The 20,512-nt window shown below is 62.0% G+C and carries 21 protein-coding genes; 16 read left to right on the top strand and 5 right to left on the bottom strand.

The window, feature by feature from the left end; all coding sequences use genetic code 11:
- Positions 1–16 precede the first annotated feature (16 nt).
- The gene (gene fliD / locus MA04_RS17980; RefSeq protein WP_262461965.1) at positions 17–1,366 is read right to left on the bottom strand and encodes a flagellar filament capping protein FliD; all 1,350 of its coding nucleotides are present in this window, start codon (positions 1,364–1,366) and stop codon (positions 17–19) included.
- Positions 1,367–1,698: 332 nt separating this feature from the next.
- Between fliD and MA04_RS17975 the strand changes: the two genes are divergently transcribed.
- Positions 1,699–2,964, top strand: coding sequence for a FliC/FljB family flagellin (locus MA04_RS17975; RefSeq protein ID WP_262461964.1), 1,266 nt, complete (start codon positions 1,699–1,701; stop codon positions 2,962–2,964).
- 231 nt (positions 2,965–3,195) lie between these two features.
- Here the strand turns inward: MA04_RS17975 and bla are convergent, their stop codons facing one another.
- Positions 3,196–4,092, bottom strand: a complete 897-nt coding sequence (gene bla / locus MA04_RS17970; protein ID WP_262461962.1) for a class A beta-lactamase — start codon at positions 4,090–4,092, stop codon at positions 3,196–3,198.
- 145 nt (positions 4,093–4,237) lie between these two features.
- On the opposite strand from bla, the gene MA04_RS17965 reads away from it, so the two are divergent.
- Both MA04_RS17965 and MA04_RS17960 read left to right on the top strand, forming a co-directional pair.
- Positions 4,238–5,131 (top strand): LysR family transcriptional regulator, encoded by an 894-nt coding sequence (locus tag MA04_RS17965; RefSeq protein ID WP_262461960.1) that lies wholly within the window; start codon positions 4,238–4,240, stop codon positions 5,129–5,131.
- Positions 5,132–5,397: 266 nt separating this feature from the next.
- Positions 5,398–5,748 carry a flagellar protein FlaG gene (locus tag MA04_RS17960; protein WP_022995650.1) on the top strand — a complete coding sequence of 117 codons (351 nt, stop codon included), beginning with the start codon at positions 5,398–5,400 and terminating at the stop codon, positions 5,746–5,748.
- Positions 5,749–5,796: 48 nt separating this feature from the next.
- Here the strand turns inward: MA04_RS17960 and fliE are convergent, their stop codons facing one another.
- The gene (gene fliE, locus MA04_RS17955; RefSeq protein WP_262461958.1) at positions 5,797–6,114 is read right to left on the bottom strand and encodes a flagellar hook-basal body complex protein FliE; all 318 of its coding nucleotides are present in this window, start codon (positions 6,112–6,114) and stop codon (positions 5,797–5,799) included.
- Positions 6,115–6,379: 265 nt separating this feature from the next.
- Between fliE and fliF the strand changes: the two genes are divergently transcribed.
- The 13 genes from fliF (at position 6,380) to fliR (ending at position 17,353) form a co-directional block, all read left to right on the top strand.
- A complete protein-coding gene (gene fliF, locus MA04_RS17950; RefSeq protein ID WP_262461955.1) occupies positions 6,380–8,074 on the top strand; it encodes a flagellar basal-body MS-ring/collar protein FliF in 1,695 nt (564 codons plus the stop codon).
- The gene (gene fliG / locus MA04_RS17945) at positions 8,061–9,077 is read left to right on the top strand and encodes a flagellar motor switch protein FliG (RefSeq protein ID WP_262461954.1); all 1,017 of its coding nucleotides are present in this window, start codon (positions 8,061–8,063) and stop codon (positions 9,075–9,077) included. The genes fliF and fliG overlap by 14 nt, the downstream gene beginning before the upstream one ends.
- Positions 9,070–9,780, top strand: coding sequence for a flagellar assembly protein FliH (gene fliH / locus MA04_RS17940; protein ID WP_262461953.1), 711 nt, complete (start codon positions 9,070–9,072; stop codon positions 9,778–9,780). Before fliG ends, fliH begins: the two co-directional genes overlap by 8 nt.
- Complete coding sequence (fliI, locus tag MA04_RS17935; protein WP_262461952.1) at positions 9,777–11,135, top strand: flagellar protein export ATPase FliI; 1,359 nt, start codon at positions 9,777–9,779, stop codon at positions 11,133–11,135. The genes fliH and fliI overlap by 4 nt, the downstream gene beginning before the upstream one ends.
- Complete coding sequence (gene fliJ / locus MA04_RS17930) at positions 11,132–11,587, top strand: flagellar export protein FliJ (RefSeq protein WP_262461951.1); 456 nt, start codon at positions 11,132–11,134, stop codon at positions 11,585–11,587. Before fliI ends, fliJ begins: the two co-directional genes overlap by 4 nt.
- 17 nt (positions 11,588–11,604) lie before the next feature.
- Positions 11,605–12,669, top strand: a complete 1,065-nt coding sequence (locus MA04_RS17925) for a flagellar hook-length control protein FliK (protein ID WP_262461949.1) — start codon at positions 11,605–11,607, stop codon at positions 12,667–12,669.
- Between the two features lie 372 nt (positions 12,670–13,041).
- Positions 13,042–13,509: a flagellar basal body-associated protein FliL gene (gene fliL, locus MA04_RS17920; RefSeq protein ID WP_262461948.1), complete on the top strand. Its 468-nt coding sequence runs from the start codon at positions 13,042–13,044 to the stop codon at positions 13,507–13,509.
- 42 nt (positions 13,510–13,551) lie between these two features.
- A complete protein-coding gene (fliM, locus tag MA04_RS17915; protein WP_262461946.1) occupies positions 13,552–14,583 on the top strand; it encodes a flagellar motor switch protein FliM in 1,032 nt (343 codons plus the stop codon).
- Positions 14,576–15,091, top strand: coding sequence for a flagellar motor switch protein FliN (fliN, locus tag MA04_RS17910; RefSeq protein WP_262461945.1), 516 nt, complete (start codon positions 14,576–14,578; stop codon positions 15,089–15,091). The genes fliM and fliN overlap by 8 nt, the downstream gene beginning before the upstream one ends.
- A 3-nt stretch (positions 15,092–15,094) precedes the next feature.
- Positions 15,095–15,520: a flagellar biosynthetic protein FliO gene (gene fliO / locus MA04_RS17905; RefSeq protein ID WP_262461942.1), complete on the top strand. Its 426-nt coding sequence runs from the start codon at positions 15,095–15,097 to the stop codon at positions 15,518–15,520.
- Positions 15,517–16,275, top strand: a complete 759-nt coding sequence (gene fliP / locus MA04_RS17900; RefSeq protein WP_262461941.1) for a flagellar type III secretion system pore protein FliP — start codon at positions 15,517–15,519, stop codon at positions 16,273–16,275. The genes fliO and fliP overlap by 4 nt, the downstream gene beginning before the upstream one ends.
- Positions 16,276–16,288: 13 nt before the next feature.
- Positions 16,289–16,558 (top strand): flagellar biosynthesis protein FliQ, encoded by a 270-nt coding sequence (gene fliQ, locus MA04_RS17895; RefSeq protein ID WP_014995753.1) that lies wholly within the window; start codon positions 16,289–16,291, stop codon positions 16,556–16,558.
- Positions 16,559–16,561: 3 nt separating this feature from the next.
- On the top strand, positions 16,562–17,353 hold the full coding sequence (gene fliR / locus MA04_RS17890) for a flagellar biosynthetic protein FliR (protein WP_262461940.1): 792 nt from the start codon (positions 16,562–16,564) through the stop codon (positions 17,351–17,353).
- Positions 17,354–17,603: 250 nt separating this feature from the next.
- Here fliR and flgL read toward each other — a convergent pair whose 3' ends face one another.
- Positions 17,604–18,797, bottom strand: a complete 1,194-nt coding sequence (gene flgL / locus MA04_RS17885; RefSeq protein ID WP_262461939.1) for a flagellar hook-associated protein FlgL — start codon at positions 18,795–18,797, stop codon at positions 17,604–17,606.
- A 20-nt stretch (positions 18,798–18,817) separates the two neighbouring features.
- A complete protein-coding gene (gene flgK / locus MA04_RS17880; protein ID WP_262461938.1) occupies positions 18,818–20,437 on the bottom strand; it encodes a flagellar hook-associated protein FlgK in 1,620 nt (539 codons plus the stop codon).
- Positions 20,438–20,512 lie beyond the last annotated feature (75 nt).

Raw genomic sequence — 20,512 nt, 5'->3', positions numbered from 1 at the left:
TTTACGGCTTCAATTTTTACTGCTTCAACTGTGCATTGAGCATGTCGAACTGCTGGGTCAAATAGCTGCTGGTGGCGTTCATCTGCGCCACCATACTGTCCAGTTTCTGGAACTGCGTACGATAACGCTCGACGGTGGCGGCAATGCTCTGCTCCATACGATCATAGCGTTTCGACAGACTGTCGATGCTGGTCTGAAAGCCCTCGGTGACGCGGTCGATCATGCCGTCATCCTCCAGCATGTCTTCCAGCGCGGAGTCCAGCTTGCCGATCATGCCGTCGTCCTCATCACGGCCAACGAAGAAACGGGACACCCCTTCCAGATTATTGCTGATGGCTTCGTCGAGATCGTCATCATCGACCTTCAGGGTTCCATCCCGTTGCAAGGAGACCCCCAGGTCCGCCAGCACCCGGTATTCGCCCTCATCCACGCCGGCGCTCAACACCCCGCGCAATTCGGACTCAATACGGCGCACCGTGGAATTCCCTATCAGCTCGCCACTTTCTCCGGTTTCACTGTTGAAACTGGTCAGGCTTCCGATACTCTCCTTGAGGTTATTGAAGGCGGAGACGAAATCGTTGACCGCCTTTTTGATCGCATCCGTGTCCCGGGTGATATCCAGGCTGGATTCGCCTTCTTCCACCAGATTCAAAGTCACGCCCTGGATGGCGTCTTCCACCTTGTTGCTCTGACTCTGCATGGCAATGCCGTTGATGGTGAATTCGGCATTGCGGGCGGTCACCTCGGAGGCGCCATCCAGAGACAGCGCGGAACCCAACCCGCCGGAGAAGCTGACGCCGCTGATCGCCTCTTCCGTTCCGGTCTTCGTCGACGTCATCACCAGCCGGTAGGGCGTGCCGCTGCCATCGTTGACGATGGAGGCCTGCACGCCTTTGTTCTGGTCGTTGATGGCATCACGCAGATCCTTGAGGGAACTCTTGTCCTCACTCAAGGTGACCTCGAGGGATTCACCGTTGGCCAGATCGATGGAGACCGATCCCGCCCCCAGATCGGTGTCCTTATCGGCCACCCCCTGGGTGGCGATACTGTAGGCGCGGGCACGCTGGGTCACATTGATATCGAAGCTGCCCAGTGCCACATCCGTACCGGTGGTGAAGGTGACCGATTCACCGGTCTGGCTAGTGGCCACGCTTCGGAAGCTGTCTTCTTCCCCCAGCGTTTCCGCGGCGTCCCGGAATTTGTCCAGCGCGCTCTCCAGGGTACCAAAGGCGGAGATTTTGGCATTGTAGCTGGCCGCCTGATTAGTGATCGGGGTCAGCTTTTGCCGTTCGGCGGCTTCCAGCTGATCCAACAATCCATTCAGGTCCAAACCGGACCCGATACCTAAAGATGCGATGCTGGCCATGGTGCTTCCTTCTCCTAGTAGGAAAGTGAAACGGAAGGTGAAAAAGGGAGCAGGTGCCCTCCAGGGCGTGAGGCCTCCCGAATCCTCACCGCTTACCTCAGCTATCGGCGCCACCGCAGCGGACTTTAGCGTCTTTGGCAAAAAGTGAAGCGCCGATTAGAAGGGTGGATGGGCGGCTTCTTCGGGTTCTGAGCTGCTTTTTTTTGCCTGCTCCCTAAAGCTCGCCGGTGAACCGCCGAAAGACTGAGTAACGGCCCGCGCCGTTGCGGCGCTCCCGCCGGGAGCCGCCGGTGTAGCAAAACCGATTTGGTCACCAGCAAAAGGACACTGATATGTCAGTCATCAACACCAACATTACCGCCCTGATCGGCCAGCAGAACCTGGGCCGTTCCCAGAGCGCTCTGCAAACCTCCATGGAGCGGCTGTCTTCCGGCCTGCGTATCAACAGCGCCAAGGACGATGCCGCCGGCCAGGCCATCGCCAACCGCATGAGCTCCCAGATCACCGGCCTTTCCCAGGCTCAGCGTAACGCCAACGACGGTATCTCCGTGGCACAAACCGCGGAAGGCGCCCTGAACCAGGTCAACGACAACCTGCAGCGTATTCGTGAGCTGACCGTTCAGGCCCAGAACGGCACCAACTCTCAATCCGACCTGAACTCCATCCAGGATGAGATCAACCAACGCTTGTCGGAAGTCGATCGCATCTCCAAGGAAACTGATTTCAACGGCGTCAAAGTACTGGCCAATGACCAGAACCTGACGATTCAGGTCGGCGCCAACGACGGCGAAGCCATCACCCTGAACCTGAAAGAGATCACCTCCAAGACGCTGAATCTGGACAGCTTCGACGTTACCAAACGCGCAGTTCAGTCCGCCAATTTCGGCGCTACAGTAAACGATACAGACACAATTTCCGCCAAATTTGCTGTGGCGGATCTGACTGCCCCTACCGCCGCTGGCGGCGGCGCAATGACCACGGATACCGACAGCATCTACGCCCTTAAAGATGGCAGCGGTTACGCCGCTCTGGCCAGCGACGGTAACTACTACGCACTCGACACCAGCGATGCGTCAGCATTGACGTTCGACGAATCAACCGCCCTGGACAAAGACACTATCGACACCCAGGCCGGCCCGGTAAGCAGCATTCAAGCCAATGTAACCCTTGATACTGCCACGAACCTTGACACCGCCAGCCTTATCGAAATCAACGACGCCGAAGGCAACGGTACCGGTGAGTATCTGATGGATAACGGCGATGGTACCTACAACATGGCAACCATCGCCGATGATGGTGTAGCCACCTTGGGCGCCGCCGTGAACGTCGACCCGCTGGCCTCCCTGGACACCGCTCTGAGCACCGTGGATTCCCTGCGTTCAGAGCTGGGTGCCATGCAGAACCGTTTCGAGTCCGCCATCACCAATCTCGGCACCACCACCACCAACCTGTCCGCCGCCCGTTCCCGTATCGAGGACGCCGACTACGCGGTGGAAGTGTCCAACATGACCCGTGCGCAGATTCTGCAGCAAGCCGGTACTTCCGTGCTGGCGCAGGCCAACCAGGTACCGCAGTCCGTGCTGTCCCTGCTGGGTTAATGTTTATCGGCGCCCGGCGCTTCGCCGGGCACTGCTTTTGCGCTCACCTTCGCATCAGGCCCCCGTTTTTTGGGGGCTTTTTTTGTGGCCGCCGCCCTACACCGGGCAGCTCTTCCCACAGAGGGAACTACGAAGCCGCTGTGGGAGCTTGCCTGCAAGCGAAAGGGGGCTTGTCTGCCCCAAAGATTCGCTTGCAGGCAAGCTCCCACAATGGTGTGAAAGCGGCCTCTTCTACCCTCTGCTCACCATCTCCGCCACCTCGGCGATGATCCGGTCCCTAGCCTCGGCTTCCGCCTTGGGCATCTCGCAATACACCGTCACCAGTATCGCCCCCCGCTGCGGCGACCAGGCCACACCAATATCATTACTGTAGCCCAGTTCATCGCCACTGGTACCGGTCTTGTCAGCCACCAGCCAGTTAGCCGGAAAGCCGGCACGCAGCCGCCGGTCACCGGTTTTGTTGGCGATCATCCACGCCGCCAGTTGCGCGCGGCCCTGGGCGGAAAGCACCTCGCCGAACAGCAGCCGGTGCAGTGTTCCCAGCATCGCCGCCGGAGAAGTGGTATCGCTTTCCTTATTGGCGCCGCCATAGCCGTTCAGTTCCGGCTCCAGCCGGTCCAACCGCGTTACCGAATCGCCGTTTTCACGCAGAAATTCCGTCAGCGCCCCTGGTCCGCCAAAGCCTTTGATCAGCAGATTGGCGGCGCCGTTATCGCTCCAGGCCACCGCCGCTTCACACAGCTCCGCCACGGTCATGCCTCCCTCTCCGGTTCGCTTCTCGGTAACCGGTGACCAGCCCACCAGATCCTTGCGGGACACCAACACCCGCCGGTCCAGGCTCTCCTTGTCACGATCCACTCGCGCCAGCACCAACGCCGCCGCCAGCGCCTTGAAGGTACTGCACATCAGAAAGCGCTCATCCACGCGGTGGCCGGCACGATAGCCAGTAGCAAGATTCCATACCGCCACCCCGATACGGCCACCATGCCGCCGCTCCCACTCCTGGCAGCGGTGGCCCAGCGCATCGCTCACCTTACCGTGATCGGAGGCCTTCGCCGCCAACCCCACGGCCGGCAGCGCCAGCATGGAGCCCAGCAAGAAACCTCTCCGTGACAGTCCCGCGCTCATGTCCCGTTCTCCTTGTCGTTACCGCGCCTTCGGCCCTTTCCGTCCGGTCGCGATGGCTACTATGGGAAGCCGCCGGCGCGTTGACAAACGATCAATTCTCCACTCAGATATGAGAAAATCTTGGCCTCAGGATCCGATCACGCCCATGGATGTCCCGCAACTGCCCCTGAACGCCCTGCGTGCCTTCGAGGCTTCCGCCAGGCTGTGCAACTTCACCCGCGCCGGACAGGAACTGAACGTCACCCAAACCGCCATCAGCCATCAGGTCAAGGCACTGGAAGACCAACTTGGCGTTACCCTTTTTACCCGGCTCCCCCGGGGGCTGGCGCTCACCGACGAAGGTCACGCCCTGCTGCCGGTGCTGACCGACGTCTTTGGCCGCATCAGCGGCGCCGTCACCCGTTTGCAGGAAGGGCGCTTTCAGGAAGTGGTCACCCTCGGCGTGGTGGGCACCTTCGCCATCGGCTGGCTGCTGCCGCGCCTGTCCGACTTCCGCGATCGCCACCCGTCCATAGACTTGCGTTTGAAGACCAATAACAACGTGGCGGATATCGTTGCCGACGGGCTGGATTATTTCATTCGTTTCGGCGACGGCGCCTGGCACGGCACCGACGCTTTGCCACTGCTGGACGCACCGCTGTCGCCGGTCTGCGCCCCGGCCCTGGCGGATCAACTGAAGCAACCGGCGGACTTGCACGGCGTGCCGCTGCTGCGTTCCTTTCGCCGCGATGAATGGGAGCGTTGGTTCCAGGCCGCCGGCGTGGTGCCACCGACACCCCGGGGCGGCATGTTTGATTCCTCCGCCCTGCTGCTGGAAGCCGCCGCCGGTGGCGAAGGCGTGGCCCTGTTACCGGTGACGATGTTCCAGGAGGCGCTCGGACAAGGCCGGGTGAAGCAACCCTTCGAGCTGGCCGTGGATACCGGCCGCTACTGGCTGACCAAACTGAAATCGCGGGAAGAAACGACGGCCATGTTGCAGCTTCGCGCCTGGCTGGAACAGTCTTTGCGGGGATGCGGCGGTGCGGCGTTGGCGAGATGATCTCGCGCGCCATTCGCCAGCAGGCTGGCTCCCACAGATCATGCCACGAAGCCGCTGTGGGAGCTTGTCCGGGCGGCGGGCCGCTGCAAGCGATCTTGGGGCCTGAAAACCCATTCGCTTCCAAGGCAGCTTCCCACAGCGGCTTCGTAGTCTGATTTGCGGGAAACAGACATGCCAGCGGCGCCCCCTTTTCCTCTAAAGTTTTTTCATAGCACGCCGATAATTTCGTCAAACGCTACCCGTGAAAACCAATAAGGATCATTGCCATGAGTGCTCCGGTGGACCCGCTGGCCTCGTCTTTGCCGTCGCAGTTTTCTTTTCAATCCGCCCGGCAAAGGGTGGAGCGAGTGCTGGCCCAGTTACCCCTGACCGACTCGCAAACCCGCCAGCCCGAACCGGACCACGACAGCCTGGTGGAACCGGTGCAACGGATCAACGAAGTACTGCGCCCCTACGGCGTGCAGTTCGATCTCAGCGATGATTCCGGGCGGACCATCATTCTGGTGGTGGACCGGGAAAGCGGTCAGGTGATCCGGCAGATCCCCCCGGAGGAAGCGCTCAATGCCTATCAACGCATGGAAGAAATGAAAGGACGGCTGTTGCGGCTGGAGGTGTAGCGTGGGAGCGGGCTTGCCAACGGACGGCTTTGGCCTCGATGCACTTCCTCACACCTGCATGTTCATGATTTCTTTATAGGCGGACACCAGCCGGTTGCGCGTCTGCACGCCCATTTCAAACGCCACGCTGGCCTTCTGCGAATCCACCATTACCTGCGGCAACGACACGCTCGGGTCTCCGGCCTGGAAGGCCCGCGCCTGTTCACCAGCGGCCTGTTGCAGACCATTGATCCGTTCCAGCGACGCGCGCAGCTCTCCAGAAAAACCGCCACGTCCGTCGATGGATCCGGAACGGGACACACCGCCGGCGTCGGCGGCCAGCTGTCGCATCTGGCTCAGTACGGATTGAATCTCCGGCGTACTCATTGTCACTTTCTCCGGTTTTCCTGATGGCACCCAGACTAGCAAGGGGCGGCGGATGGCCATGCCGGTAATTGACGACAAAAAGACAGGCTTTTCTCGCCTTTGCGTGGCGGCGCTCTACGCATAATGGCAAAGCCCAAGGCTCCATGAGCCCGTTCCGGCAAGAGACCATACGTTAGGCAAGGGTGATCATGTATCGCGTTTTTCTGCATCGACAGCGTCCCCGGCGCGGCCCCGCGCACCGCTTTGCAGCGGGAACCCTGCCGTCATGAGCGGGGCGTCCACCGGTAATGCCAACGCGGCGGCCAGCCAGGCCAGTCCGCTGACGCCCTGGCTGGCCAGACTGCGCGCCAATCCGCTGATTCCATTGCTGGTGGCGGGCGCGGCGGTGGTGGCGATCGTCGCCGCGCTATTGATGTGGGCGAGCGCGCCGACTTATCGCGTGCTGTTCAGCAACCTCACCGAAGCCGACGGCGGAAGGATCATCGCCGCCCTCGAGCAGCAAGGCGTGCAATACCGTTTCAGCGAAGGCGGCCAGGCCCTGCTGGTGCCGGGCGACCAGGTGCACAAGCTGCGTTTGCAACTGGCGGAACAAGGGCTGCCGGAAGGCGGCAACGTGGGCCTGGACATCATGGAAAAGCAGGCGTTCGGTGTCAGCCAGTTCGCCGAACAGGTGAATTTCCAACGTGGTCTGGAAGGCGAGCTGGCCCGCTCCATCGAAGCGCTGGGTCCGGTGGAACGGGCCCGGGTGCATCTGGCGCTGGCCAAGCCTTCCGTATTCATTCGCGACCGCCAGCCCGCCAAAGGCTCGGTGGTACTGACATTGCAACCCGGCCGCGCGCTCGGCGACGCCCAGGTCAATGCCATGGTCCATCTGGTGGCCAGCAGCGTACCGGAGTTGGCACCGGAAGACGTCACCGTGGTGGACCAAAGCGGCCGCCTGCTGTCCCGGGAGACCGGCCCCGGCCATGACCTGGACGGCACCCGCCTGCGCTATACCGAGGAGGTGGAGCGCGCCTATCAACAACGCATCGAAAAAATCCTGGAGCCGATTCTTGGCCGTGGCAATGTCCGCGCCCAGGTCACCGCGCAGATCGATTTCAGCCGCCGCGAGGAAACCGAGGAACGCTACGGCCCGAACCAGGACGGCAATTCAGCGGCCATCCGCAGCAAGCGTATCAATGCCGTTTATGAAGACCCGGACGGCGGCGCCAGTGGCATCCCCGGCGCGCTCAGCAACACACCGCCGGGGGAAGCCGCCTCGCCGATCAACAACAATGCCGACGGCAACGACGATGAAGAAGACGCCCCACCCCAGCGTGTCCGCCAGGACGATCTGATCAATTACGAGCTGGATCGCAACGTCACCCACACTCAGCATCACCAGGGCAGCATTCAACGCCTCTCCGTGGCCGTGGTGCTCAACTACCGGGAAAAGACCGGCGAGGACGGCACCGTTCAACTGGCACCGCTGAGTGACGAGGAACTCAACCGCATCACCGACCTGACCCGGCACGCCATGGGATTCTCGGCGGAGCGCGGCGACGGCCTGGAAGTGGTCAACAGCCCGTTCGCCGATTTGTCCGAGCCGTTCGAGGAGAGGCCCTGGTGGCAATCACCACAATGGGTGGATCTGGCGCTGGGCCTGGGCCGCTATCTGCTGGTGGCGCTGGCCGCCCTGCTGCTCTATCGGCTGATCCTGCGTCCGCTGATACAGCGCTATACCGCCACCCCGGCCGCTCCCCCACAGCCGGCGGCGGGGGGCAATGTCTCCGCCGTGGTCGGCGACGACGAGGACGATGATCCGGATCCGGAAGAAGCCGTGGCCCGGCGCCGGCGCCAGCGGCGCAAGACCCTGATGTACGAAAGCAATTTGCAGGACCTGCAGGACCTGGCCCGGGACGATCCGGCCATGGTAGCCATGATTCTGCGTAGTTGGATGAACCGTAATGAGCCGACCTGACAGCAGCGCGCGTACCGCCAACGGGGCCCGTCGCGCCGCCATCCTTTTGCTGGCGCTGGACGAAGACAGTGCCGCGGAGGTGTTCCGTCACCTGTCTGCCCGTGAGGTGCAGGACATCAGTCAGGAAATGGCCGGCCTGAAGCATATTTCCCATGAGGAAATGCACCAGGTGCTGGAGGATTTCTACGACGAGCAGGAACAGTTCGCCGCCCTCAACCTGCGTTCCACCGATCATATCCGTTCGGTGCTGGTCAAGGCGCTGGGGCAGGAACGGGCCTCCAGTCTGCTCGAGGATATTTTCGAACAGCACGCCGGCAATTCCGGTATCGACGCGCTCAATCTGATGGACGCCAACGTGGTGGCGGAGATGATTCGCGACGAACATCCGCAGATCATCGCCACCATTCTGGTTCATCTGGAGCGGCGCCAGGCCGCCGATGTGCTGGAGCAGTTCGACGAGAAATTGCGCAACGACGTGGTACTGCGCATCGCCACTTTCAGTGGGGTGCAACCGGCGGCGTTGCAGGAGCTCACCGAGGTACTGGGCGGCATGCTCGATGGTCAGAACCTCAAGCGCAGCAAGATGGGCGGGGTGCGCACCGCCGCCGAGATTCTCAACCTGATGAACTCCAGCCAGGAAGAGGCGGTGATCAAAACCGTGCGCGCCCACAACGAGGATCTGGCCCAGCGCATCATCGACGAGATGTTCCTGTTCGAGAATCTGCTGGAGCTGGACGACCGCAGCATCCAGCTGCTGCTCAAGGAAATCGACACCAAGTCGCTGATGCTGGCCCTCAAAGGCGCCGAGGAAGCCCTCATCGAGAAATTCCTGCGCAACATGTCCCAGCGTGCCGCCTCGCTGTTGCGCGAGGACATGGAGGCCAGCGGTCCGATCCGGGTATCGCAGGTGGAGAACGAACAGAAATCCATTCTGCAGGTGGTGCGCCGTCTCGCCGACAACGGCGATATCGTGCTGTCCGGTGGGGACGACCTTTATGTCTGATTCGACCGCGCCGAAGACTTCCTGGCAACGTTGGCGGATGGGCGATCTGGAACGCCCGCGGGCCGAACGTCCGGGAGAAAGGGCCGCCAAACCGCAACGCCCGGCGGATCAGACCTTCGACGCCCGGGCCGAACTGACCGCCTTGCGCCGCCAGGTTCGCGACCAGGCCTATCAGGAGGGACACCAGGCCGGTTTCGAGGCCGGCCAGGAACAGGGTTATACCCAGGGCTTGGAACAGGGCCGTCGCGACGGTGAGCAACAGGCACGGGAACAAGCGGCGGCCAGTCTCGCCCCCCTGGCCGAACTCGCCATCCAGTTTCAAAACGCGGTCCAGACCCTGGATCAACAGATCGCCGACGACCTTGTCGATCTGGCCCTGGCGGTGGGTAAGCAACTGGCCGGCGAGGCGCTTGCGGCCAAGCCGGAGCAAGTGCTGGCCCTGATACGCGAGCTGCTCCATCAGGAACCGCAACTGGGAGCCCATCCACGCCTGTGGTTGCACCCGGATGATCTGGCCCTGGTGGAAGAGCACCTCGCCATGGAATTGACCGCCGCCGGCTGGCAAGCCCGGGTCGACCCGGACCTGCAACGGGGCGGCTGCCGGGTCACCGGCGATGCCGGCGAACGGGATGCCAGCCGCGCCTGCCGCTGGGACATGCTGCTGGCCAAACTGCGGCGCCAGCCGCGCGAGAGCGAAACATGAATGCCGCCGCCCATCACGACCATTGGCGCGAAACCCTGCAGCGGGTCGGTCAGCGTCTGACCAGCACGCCCCCCTACCGGGAAAGCGGCCGCATCGTACGGGCCACCGGTTTGGTGCTGGAAGCGGTGGGCCTGCGTATTCCTCTTGGCAGCGGCTGCCGTATCGAGCTGGCCGGGCGCGGTTTCGCCGAGGCCCAGGTGGTGGGGTTCGCCGGTGAGCGGTTGTATCTGATGCCCCTGGCGGAACTGCACGGTCTGACACCCGGCGCTCGGGTACTGCCGCTCGCCGACGAAGGTGGCACCCGCCGTTTCCCGCTCGGTGAAACCCTGTTGGGACGGGTGGTGGACGGCAACGGCGTGCCTCTGGACGGCGGCGCGGCGCTCGGTGACTGTCCCCATGGCGGTCTCGACAGCGCCCCGCTCAACCCCATGGACCGCGCCCCCATCGACACGCCCATCGATGTCGGCATCCGCGCCATCAACGCCTTGCTCACCATCGGCCGGGGGCAGCGCATGGGGCTGTTCGCCGGTTCCGGCGTGGGCAAATCGGTACTGCTGGGGATGATGTCCCGCTACACCAGCGCCGATGTCATCGTGGTGGGGCTGATCGGCGAACGGGGCCGCGAGGTCAAGGAATTCATCGAGCATATTCTCGGCCCCGAAGGCCGCCGCCGGGCGGTGGTGGTGGCGGCGCCGGCGGATACCTCGCCGTTGCAACGCCTGCAGGGCGCCGCCTATGCCACCCGGCTGGCGGAGGGCTTTCGGGACGCCGGCCATAACGTCTTGCTGATCATGGATTCACTGACCCGCTACGCCATGGCGCAGCGCGAAATCGCCCTGGCCATTGGCGAGCCGCCCGCCACCAAGGGGTATCCGCCATCGGTGTTCGCCAAGTTACCAGGGCTGGTGGAACGGGCCGGTAACGGGGCCCCCGGCAGCGGTTCGATCACGGCGTTTTACACCGTGCTCACCGAGGGCGACGACCAACAGGATCCGATCGCCGACGCCGCCCGTGCCATTCTCGACGGTCACGTGGTGCTGTCGCGCTCCCTGGCCGAAGCCGGCCATTATCCGGCCATCGACATTGAAGCCTCGATCAGCCGGGCCATGACGCAGTTGGTGCCCACCGCCCAGCTACGCCGGGCCCAGCGCTTCAAACAGCTTTTTTCCCTGTATCAGCGCAACCGCGATTTGATCGGCGTCGGCGCTTACAGCCCCGGCCACGATCCGCAGCTGGATCAGGCGGTGCAACTGTATCCGCGCCTGGAAGCGCTGCTGCGCCAGGACATCAACGAATGCGCCGGGCTGCAGGACGCCCACGGCGCCTTGACCCACCTGATCGGAGATCCGCCATGACACCGTCGTCGCCGCTGGACACTTTGATCGAGCAGGCCCGCCAGGCCCGTGATCAGGCCGGGCACAGTCTGGCCGAAGCCCGGCGCGGTCAGCAAAACACCACGGCGCAGTTGTCCACGCTGGAGAATTACCGCAATGAGTACGCCGGCCGGTTACAGGACGCCCTGGCCAAGGGCATGGATACATTGACGCTGAATACCTACCGCCGCTTCCTGGCTTCCCTGGATCAGGCCATCGAACAGGCGCGGCAGGTCTTGCGCGAACAACAACGCGCCGTCGACGCCGGCCAGGACCATTGGCGCCAACGGCAACAGCGGCTGTCCTCGTTCGACACCCTGGCCACGCGGCGGCAACAGCAACAGCAGCACCGGGAGCACCGCCAGGAACGGCGGCAAACCGATGACATCGCCGGCAACCTGCACCAACGCCGGTTACCCGGCACAGCGACCTGAAGAGTCGGAGGAGCCCCATGGACATTCAATCCCTGTTAACCTTGCCCGGCAGTGGCCTGAAGCCCGCCACCAACGCCGCCCCCGCCGAAGGCGCGGACTTCGCCACGGCCTTGCGGTTGCTGAGCCAGAACGCCGCCCTGCCGGCCCAGGCCGGTATCAGGACAAACGCTCCCACCGCCACGGCGCTGGCGCCACTGACCGACGACGCCTTCAGCCAGGCACTGCGCGCGCCCCTGCTCGGTGAGGCAAAAGGTCAGCAGAAAGGCTTGCCGGAGCACGCCGCGGACAGTGATGCCGGAGATAAACCGGAAGCGGTGACGGCACTGCTGGCGCCGGTGGTTCAGACCGCCATCCCGGCGGCGCCCGCCGGCAATAACGCCCAGTCAGGCGCCGAATCACGGGAAGCCCGCATGCCGGCGGTCGCCACTTCCCCCTCTCCGGTCACGGCGGAGTCCCAGGTCATCAAACCGGAAAACCAAGGCCCCGCGCCCTCCTTGCCACAAACCGTGGCCGCGACGGAATCAGCGGACCTGCCCCGGCCGGCGGTGGCACCCTCCGGCGCTGAGCCCCCGATACTGAACACGCCAGGTACCGAGCGTTCCCATTCCGCCACGGCACCGGCGCCAGCCTCGCCGGTTACGAGCAGCGCCGCTATCTCCACCACCGTGGGCCAGCCGGGCTGGGGACAAGAGCTGGGTCTGCAATTGGCGCAATGGCAACAGCGCGGTGAACATCGGGTGGAACTGCATCTGCATCCGGCGGAGCTGGGGCCGCTGTCGGTCTCACTCAAGGTGGATGATCAGGGCGCCCAGGCCCAGTTCTTCTCCGCCCACGGCCAGGTCCGCCAGGCTCTGGAGCAGGCGCTGCCGCAATTGCGCGAAGCGTTGGCGCAGCAAGGCATCAACCTGGGTGAGGCGAGCGTTAGTGATCAGCAACCGGGGCAGCAGCAACCGTCCCATTTCGTGCAACCGGAATCCGGCGCCCCCTCCAACGTCATGCTGGCCGATGCCGAAGACCTCGAACCCGTCGCCTCTCCAGCTCGCACCGTATCGGTAAGTCAGGGAGTGGATTTGTACGCTTGAGATGCCTGACGCATCAGCACACTGACGAAGCCGCCGTGGAAACTTGCCTGCAAGCAAATACCCAACACCGGAAGGACGGGATTCGCCAGCAGGCTGGCTCCCACAGTTTGGACTACGAAGCCGCTGTGGGAGCTTGCCTGCAAGCGAATCTTTTGGGCCCAGGAATCCAATTCGCTTGCAGGCAAGCTCCCACAGCGGCTTCGTAGACCGATCGGTGGGAAGCTGCTTCAGCAACGATTGGTGCACCTCTATCCACCTCTCACGCCTAAAACCCCGAGATAACCCCATTAGCGCGTTCTATTCCGGCCATGGTCACGGCCTCTTCAGCCCCATACTCGGCGGCGTGAGGAGTAGTTGATCAGGCGGATGAGCATGGCCGAAAAAAAAGGTTCACGGAAACTGGTGTGGCTGATCGCCGCGTTGTTGGTGATGACCACCTCTCTGGCGGCGGCCAATGTCTATTTGCTGATGGATAAGAACGGCGGCGACAAGCTCGCGGCGAAAGTGGTGCAGACCGCCCGCTCGCCGATCTATGTCAAAGTCGCCCCTTTCACGGTGAATTTGCGTGACGATCTGTGTGGGCGCCATCTGCTGTACGCGGGAATATCCCTGCAGGTAGGCGACAGCACCACCGAGGATTTCCTCAACGACTTCATGCCTCAGGTGCGCAGCCGGCTACTGCTGCTGACCTCCGGCCAGAAGGCCGAGGAGATGATGACGCCGGAAGGGAAAGAGGCGCTGATCGAAAAGATCCTCGCCCTGTTCGAAGAAGAACTGGTGAGCGGCCAGCCGACCCTGCGAGTGGACGACGTTCTGTTCACCGAGTTCATTGTCCAATGACCCGCCCTCCGATATTCACCGACGCCGCTTGACGATAACGCCATGTCCCAAGACGATCTGCTGTCCCAGGAAGAAATCGACGCCCTGCTGAATGGCCCCGGCGGCGATGACGACAGCGCCAAAGCCAACGAGTCACGGATCAAGCCGTACGACCCGGCCTCGCAGCATCGGGTGATCCGGGAGCGTTTGCACAGCCTGGATATCATCAACGAGCGCTTCGCGCGTCATTTCCGTGTGGCGCTGTTCAACCTGATCCGGCGCAGTGCCGACATCACCGTGGATTCGGTGCGCTATCAGAGTTTCAAGGATTTCGCCCGTAATCTGCCGGTCCCCACCAACCTGAACCTGATAGCCATGAAGCCGCTGCGTGGCACCGCCCTGGTGGTGTTCCCACCGGGACTGGTGTTCATGGTGGTGGACAATCTGTTCGGTGGCGACGGCCGCTTTCTGACCCGATCCGAGGGCCGGGAATTCACCAACACCGAACAGCGAATCATTCGCCGGGTGTTGCGCCTCGCCATCGACGCTTACCAGGAAGCCTGGAGCACGGTCTTCGCCCTGGATGTCCAATACCTGCGTTCGGAGATACAGGCCAAGTTCGCCAACATCACCAACTCCCCCAACGAGATCGTGGTCAATACCACCTTCCATCTGGAAGTGGGCAATCTGGCCAGCGATTTTCAGGTGTGCATCCCCTACTCGATGATCGAGCCGCTGCGCGATGTGCTGACCAATCTGGGGCCCAACGGCCGTGAAGGTGATCAAAGCTGGACCCGGCGGATGGCCGGCGAGTTACGCCAGACCGAAGTGGAGCTGGTGGCGGAGTTCGTTTCCGTGGCCAGCCGCATCGCGGACGTGATGGCATTGAAGCAAGGCGATGTATTGCCCATCGAATTACCGGACAGCGTGCGCGCCCATGTGGACGGTGTTCCGGTCATGGAGTGTGAATACGGCAGCCGTGAAGACCAGCGGGCGTTGCGCGTGGTACGCATGATCGATCACACCGGCCCGCCTTCGACCTCCCCGTTCGTCAAAGCGTCCACGCCGCAACCCAAGGAATCCGAAGATGAGTGATCCCAACAAACCCGATCAGCCGGATCAACCGGAGAAGCCGGACCACGAAGACCTCTGGTCCGAAGCGTTGAACGAACAGAACAGCGGCGGCGAGGATGATCCCTGGGCCGAAGCCCTGGCCGAACAGCAGTCCGCGGCCCCCGGCAACGACCAGGGCAACGGTAGCAACGGTGGCGACGCCACCCGCAATGCAGGCGGTCAGGTATTCAAACCGCTGGAAGGCGAGGCCGGCATCGGCTCCGGCCCCCGTGATCTGGAAATGATCATGGACATTCCGGTCAAGCTGACGGTGGAGCTGGGACGTACCCGCATCACTATAAAACAGTTGCTTGAGCTGGCTCAGGGGTCGGTGATCGAGCTCGATGGTCTGGCCGGCGAGCCGATGGACATTCTTATCAACGGTTACCTGATCGCCCAGGGCGAGGTGGTGGTGGTGGATGATCGCTACGGCATCCGCATCACCGAAATCGTCACCCCGTCCGAGCGGGTGCAGAAGCTGAATCGCTGAACCATGAGCACCGAGACCCTGGCACAACACGGTGAAGGCTGGATCGGACTGGCGATGATCGGTAAGACCGCGTTCGCGCTGCTGCTGATCGTCGCCATTATTCTGTTGTGCGCCTGGCTGCTGCGCCGCCTCAACGGCTTGCCCGGGCAGGGTCAGACATTGAAGGTGGTCGGCAGTCGCGCCCTGGGACCAAAGGAACGCCTGGTGGTGGTGGAAGTGGAAGGTACCTGGCTGGTGCTCGGCGTTGGCGGCGGCGGCATCAATAAGGTTCATGAATTGCCCGCGCCGACGCGGGCCGCATCACCGCACGAGCCATCCGATGATGCGGACGAAGGCACCAGCTTCGCCGCGCGCTTCGCCAGAGCACTCAGCGCTAACGGAAAAAAAACCCTTGGCGGCAACGGCAAAAGCGGCAGGGCCGGATCATGAAGCGCGGCCCGCGCTGGCTGTGGTTGGCGACCCTGTTACTGTCCGCTCTGGCGCTGCCCGGCCTGACCTGGGCTCAGGCCAGCATCCCCGGCCTCACCAGCCAGCCCACCGCCGACGGCGGCCAGCAATGGTCGATCCAGCTACAGACGCTGTTATTGCTCAGCAGCCTGGCGTTCCTGCCCGCTCTGCTGCTGATGATGACCTGCTTCACCCGCATCATTATCGTGTTCAGTCTGCTGCGTACGGCCATGGGCACCCAATCGGCTCCGCCCAACCAGGTGCTGCTCGGGCTGACCCTGTTTCTTACCTTTTTCATTATGTCGCCGGTGTTGAACCGGGTTTACCAGGAAGCCTGGGTTCCCTTATCCAACGATGAAATGGGCTTCGAACAGGCACTCAGTGTGGGCAGTGAGCCGTTCCGGGAATTCATGATGGCACAGACGCGGGAACCGGATCTGGCGTTGTTCGCGCGGCTGGCCAAGGCGGAGAACCTGAATGGACCGGAGGACGTGCCGCTTCGCGTATTGCTGCCCGCGTTCGTGACCAGTGAACTGAAGACCGCGTTCCAGATCGGCTTCACTATTTTTATTCCGTTTCTGATCATCGATCTGGTGGTGGCCAGTGTACTGATGGCGCTGGGTATGATGATGGTGCCGCCGGCCACCATTTCATTGCCCTTCAAACTGATGCTGTTCGTGCTGGTGGACGGTTGGCAATTGCTGATTGGCTCGCTGGCGCAAAGCTTTTTCGTCTGAACGGAGAAACGCCATGACCCCGGAAGCGGTAATGAGCCTGGCCTATCAGGGCATGATGGTAACGCTGATGCTGGCGGCGCCCCTGCTGATCACCGCGTTGGTGATTGGCCTGTTGGTGAGTCTGTTTCAGGCCACCACCCAGATCAACGAAATGACCCTGTCGTTCATTCCAAAAATCCTCGGCGTGTTCGCGGTGGTGGTGCTGGCCGGTCCATGGCTGCTGCATTTGATCATCGACTTTACCCGCGAGCTGTTTCAGAACCTGCCCTTGCTGTTGTCCTGATCCATGATCCAGGTCACCTTCGATCAGCTGCATGCCTGGCTGACCGCCTTCTGGTGGCCCTTTCTGCGTATTCTGGCGTTTTTCAGTGCCGCGCCGTTGCTCGGCCACTCCAGCGTGCCCCGGCAGACGAAGATTGGCCTGGGCCTGCTGATCACCATCGTGATCGTGCCTCATCTGCCGGCGCCACCGGCGATTCCAGTGATGTCCTGGGCCGGCCTCGGCGTGTCGGTGGAGCAGGTATTGGTCGGCGTGGCCATGGGGCTGGTGTTGCGGATCATGTTCGCGGTGGTAATGGCCGCCGGCGATTTTATCGGGCTGCAAATGGGCCTCGCCTTCGCTACTTTCGTGGCACCGGATACCGGCGCCAACACCATGATCGTGTCGCGCTTTCTGTACATGATAACGCTGCTGATGTTTCTGGCGGTGAACGGCCACCTGATGGTGATCGATACGCTGGCGGGCAGCTTTCAGACGCTGCCGGTGGGGCTACCCGGCCTCAATAGCGCTGCCTTCGAATTGCTGGTGCGCTATGGCGGCACCATCTTCGCATCCGGCCTGATGCTGGCACTGCCTCTGGTCTGTGCACTGCTGATCACCAATCTGGCGCTCGGCATCCTGAATCGCTCCGCGCCTCAGTTAACGGTGTTTTCAGTGGGTTTCCCGTTGTCGTTGACCCTGGGGCTGTTTCTTCTGACCGTACTGATGGGGGACCTTGGGCGTTTTCTTCAAGGCTTGTTCGGGGAAGGGTTGGGCGTTTTGCAGCATCTGCTGGAGCGCTTGGTCTCTCCTGTTTGAGAGGTCATTGGAGAGATCAATTGTGGGAAGCTTGCTTGCAAGCGAATCTTTGGGCGGGAAAGTCCATTCGCTTGCAAGCAAGCTTCCCACAGCGGCTTCGTAAGGAGCCTCTGAAAAGCACCTCGTCATCCCGGACTTGACCCGGGATTTCCCTCTGCAGGGCGCATCACTTCGTAGTGGGAGATGCCGGATCGAGTCCGGCATGACGTTTTTCAGCAGCTTCATAGCTCATACCATGGGAAGCTGGCCCCTACATCCGGTCGAACAGGGACATCCCCTTGATGCCCATGAAGCTCTGTTGAGCGGCCTGCAGGCCGACCTGACGAAGCACGTACTCGGAAATCGCCTCCACGTAGTCCAGGTCAACCAGATCGGACATGGTCTGCTCGTAGTTGAGGGTGCGGTTCTCCGCCACCGTATCCACCACGTCCAGCTCGTTGAGGCGGGAGCCCACCGAGGCCCGCACGGTGAGGACGTTGTCCAGGCCGTTGTCCAGTTCGCGCAACGCGTTATTCAGGGTGTTGGTACGCGCGGCTTTCTCCGCGTCGGTGGAGGCCGGATTTTCCAGCACCGCCAGAGCCCGCTCAAAGGTAGCGAACAAATCCGGTTCCATGTCGGCGGCCTTATCCACCGCGATACTATCACCATCCGCCGGAGCGCCTTCCAGCGTCATGGAGAGACCACCAAAACGGATCGGTTCGCCTTCCTGGTAGGGTTGTGGCGCACCGCCGTTGACGCTGTAGGTGATGTTGGTTCCGTCGTCGGCGAACTCGATGGTAAAGGCGCCGCCAAAGTCCGGATCGTCGACATCGACCACGTCCGGCCCGGTGAACGTCAGGGACCCGCTGTTGCCGCCATCAGCACGGGCCAGATAACCAGCGCTGGTATGCACACTCTGGAAGATGTCCTCGCCGTTATCGGACACCGGCATCAGACGGGAGGCATCAATGCGCTGCTGGCGAACCTGGGTATCCCCCACATAATCCACGCCGCCCCCGTTTTTGACGAACGGCGGGCTGTCGTCCTGATAACCGCCGAACAGATAACGGCCATTACCGTCGGTGGCGTTGGCCTGCCCGAGCAGTGTTTCGTAGATCCCGCGCAGCTCACTGGCGGCGGAGTCACGATCGGCGTCGCTGAGCGTGCCGTTCACCGCCTGAAGGATCAGCGTCTTGGCCTGAGTGATTGAATCGCTAACGCTGTTCAGCACACTCTCTTCCTGGGACAGCGCATTGCGCGCACTGACCCTCGCGTCACCATACTGCTCGGTGAGCGCGAGGGATTGCGCCACACGCACAGCCTGGGAGGCGGCCTGTGGATCATCGGAGGGATTGACTACGCGGCGTCCGGAAGCGATCTGCTGGCTGACTTTCATGAAGTCGGCCTGCTGACGATTCATGGAAGTCATGCTTTGTTCGAACATGGTCACCGTACTGATACGCATAACGATGGCTCCTCAACCGGTTAACGCAGGCCCAGGATCGAATCGAGCACGGTACTGCCCACTTCGATCACCTTGGCGTTGGCCTGGAAATACTGCTGAAAACGAATAAGATTGGCGGCCTCCTCGTTGAGGTCCACACCGGATACCGATTGCTGCACGGCGCTGAGCTGCTCTTGCAGACCCTGTTGCGCCGCCAGATTCACCTTGACGATGTTGGTACGGTTACCGACGTCCCCCACCAGCGAGGCGTAAGCCTGGCTGAACGTGGCGTTGCCGCTGACCAGAGACTGGTTCTGCAATTCCTGCAACGCCAGCGCGTTTTCGTTGTTACCGCTGCCGGCGGCGCTACCGGCGGCGATCTCGGCGGTATCGCGAATCAACATTTCCATACCGCCGGCGGCATACCGGGTGGGCTGAACCTCGAAGCGATCATTGACGGCCAGCTGTGCCGGATCGTCGATGGTGACGACGACACCGCCAAAGCTGAGCTGATTATTGGCATCGAGGATGGCATTGACGGTTTCGCCATTGTCCTTGCGGGTAATGGCGAACTCACCGGTGGCGGGATCGACCACCGTCACCGTGTAGTCGCTGGTGGTCAACCCCTCGACATCGCCAAAGGCAACCGACAGCGTGGCCGTACCGGTATTGTCGGCATGGCTGTACAGCCGTGGGGAGCCAATGGCGAACAAATCCTCACCGGCGTCGCCGTTCAGATCCACACCGGCACGATGCTGTTCGTTGAAAGCCTGGGCCAGGGACACCGCCAGCCGACCCAGCTCGTTCTGGGTTTTATCCAGAGTTTCTTCGCGGAAGTTCAACAAGCCGCCCAGGGTACCGCCCTGGATATTCTTGCTCTTCAGCTCCACCAGATTGCCAGCGGAATCGTGGTAGCCCACCACCAGGCGGGAGGGGTCGGTTTTCGATTCCACCGCTTCCAGTTCGAAACTGCGGGTTCCGGCCACCAATGGCTGACCATTGCCAATGCTCAGGTTGTAGGTGCCGCTTTCCTGCACTGACAGCTTTACGTCGATACGTTCGCTCAGTTCCGCCACCAGCTGGTCCCGTTGATTCAGCAAGGCGTTCGGCGCTTCGCCCTGCTTGGCTTTGGCCAGGGCGATCTCCCGGTTCAGATTGGCGATCTGTTCGGCGGTGTTGTTGATCTGAGTGATTTCGTCACTGATCTGTCCGTTGATACCGTTCTGCATATCGTCCAGATACTGTTGGAACGAGCGGAATTGGGCGGACAACGTATCGGCACTGCCGATCACCCCCTGCCGGGAAGAAGGATCGGAAGGCGCTCCGGCCAGATCTTCCAGGGAAGAGAAAAAGTTCTGGATCAGAGGGGCCAGTCCGGCTTCCTGATCCGCCAGCAGATTGTCGATCTGACTGACCTGGGTCTCATAGGCCTGCAAGGCGCTGGCGTTGCTGGTGGACTGATTCAGTTGCTCGGCCACGTACTGATCGAACTGGCGCTGAATGTCATTCACCTGAACGCCATTGCCAACGCCACGCTCGCCCAGCAGAACCAACTCCCGGTTATAGCCGGGCGTGTAGACGTTACTGATGTTGTTGCTGGTGGCGTACAGCGCATTCTGGGCCGCGTTCAAACCACTCAGGCCAATGGAAAACAAGCTCATCGACGGTATCCCTGCGTTATCTAATCAGGTTATCGGCGGCGGCGGGCGCTACTTGAGTCCCGGCGGCGGTTTTAT

This window comes from Alloalcanivorax balearicus MACL04 (assembly GCF_025532145.1).
In the GTDB taxonomy this organism is placed as follows: domain Bacteria; phylum Pseudomonadota; class Gammaproteobacteria; order Pseudomonadales; family Alcanivoracaceae; genus Alloalcanivorax; species Alloalcanivorax balearicus.
This window is presented reverse-complemented; position numbering and strand designations above follow the sequence as displayed.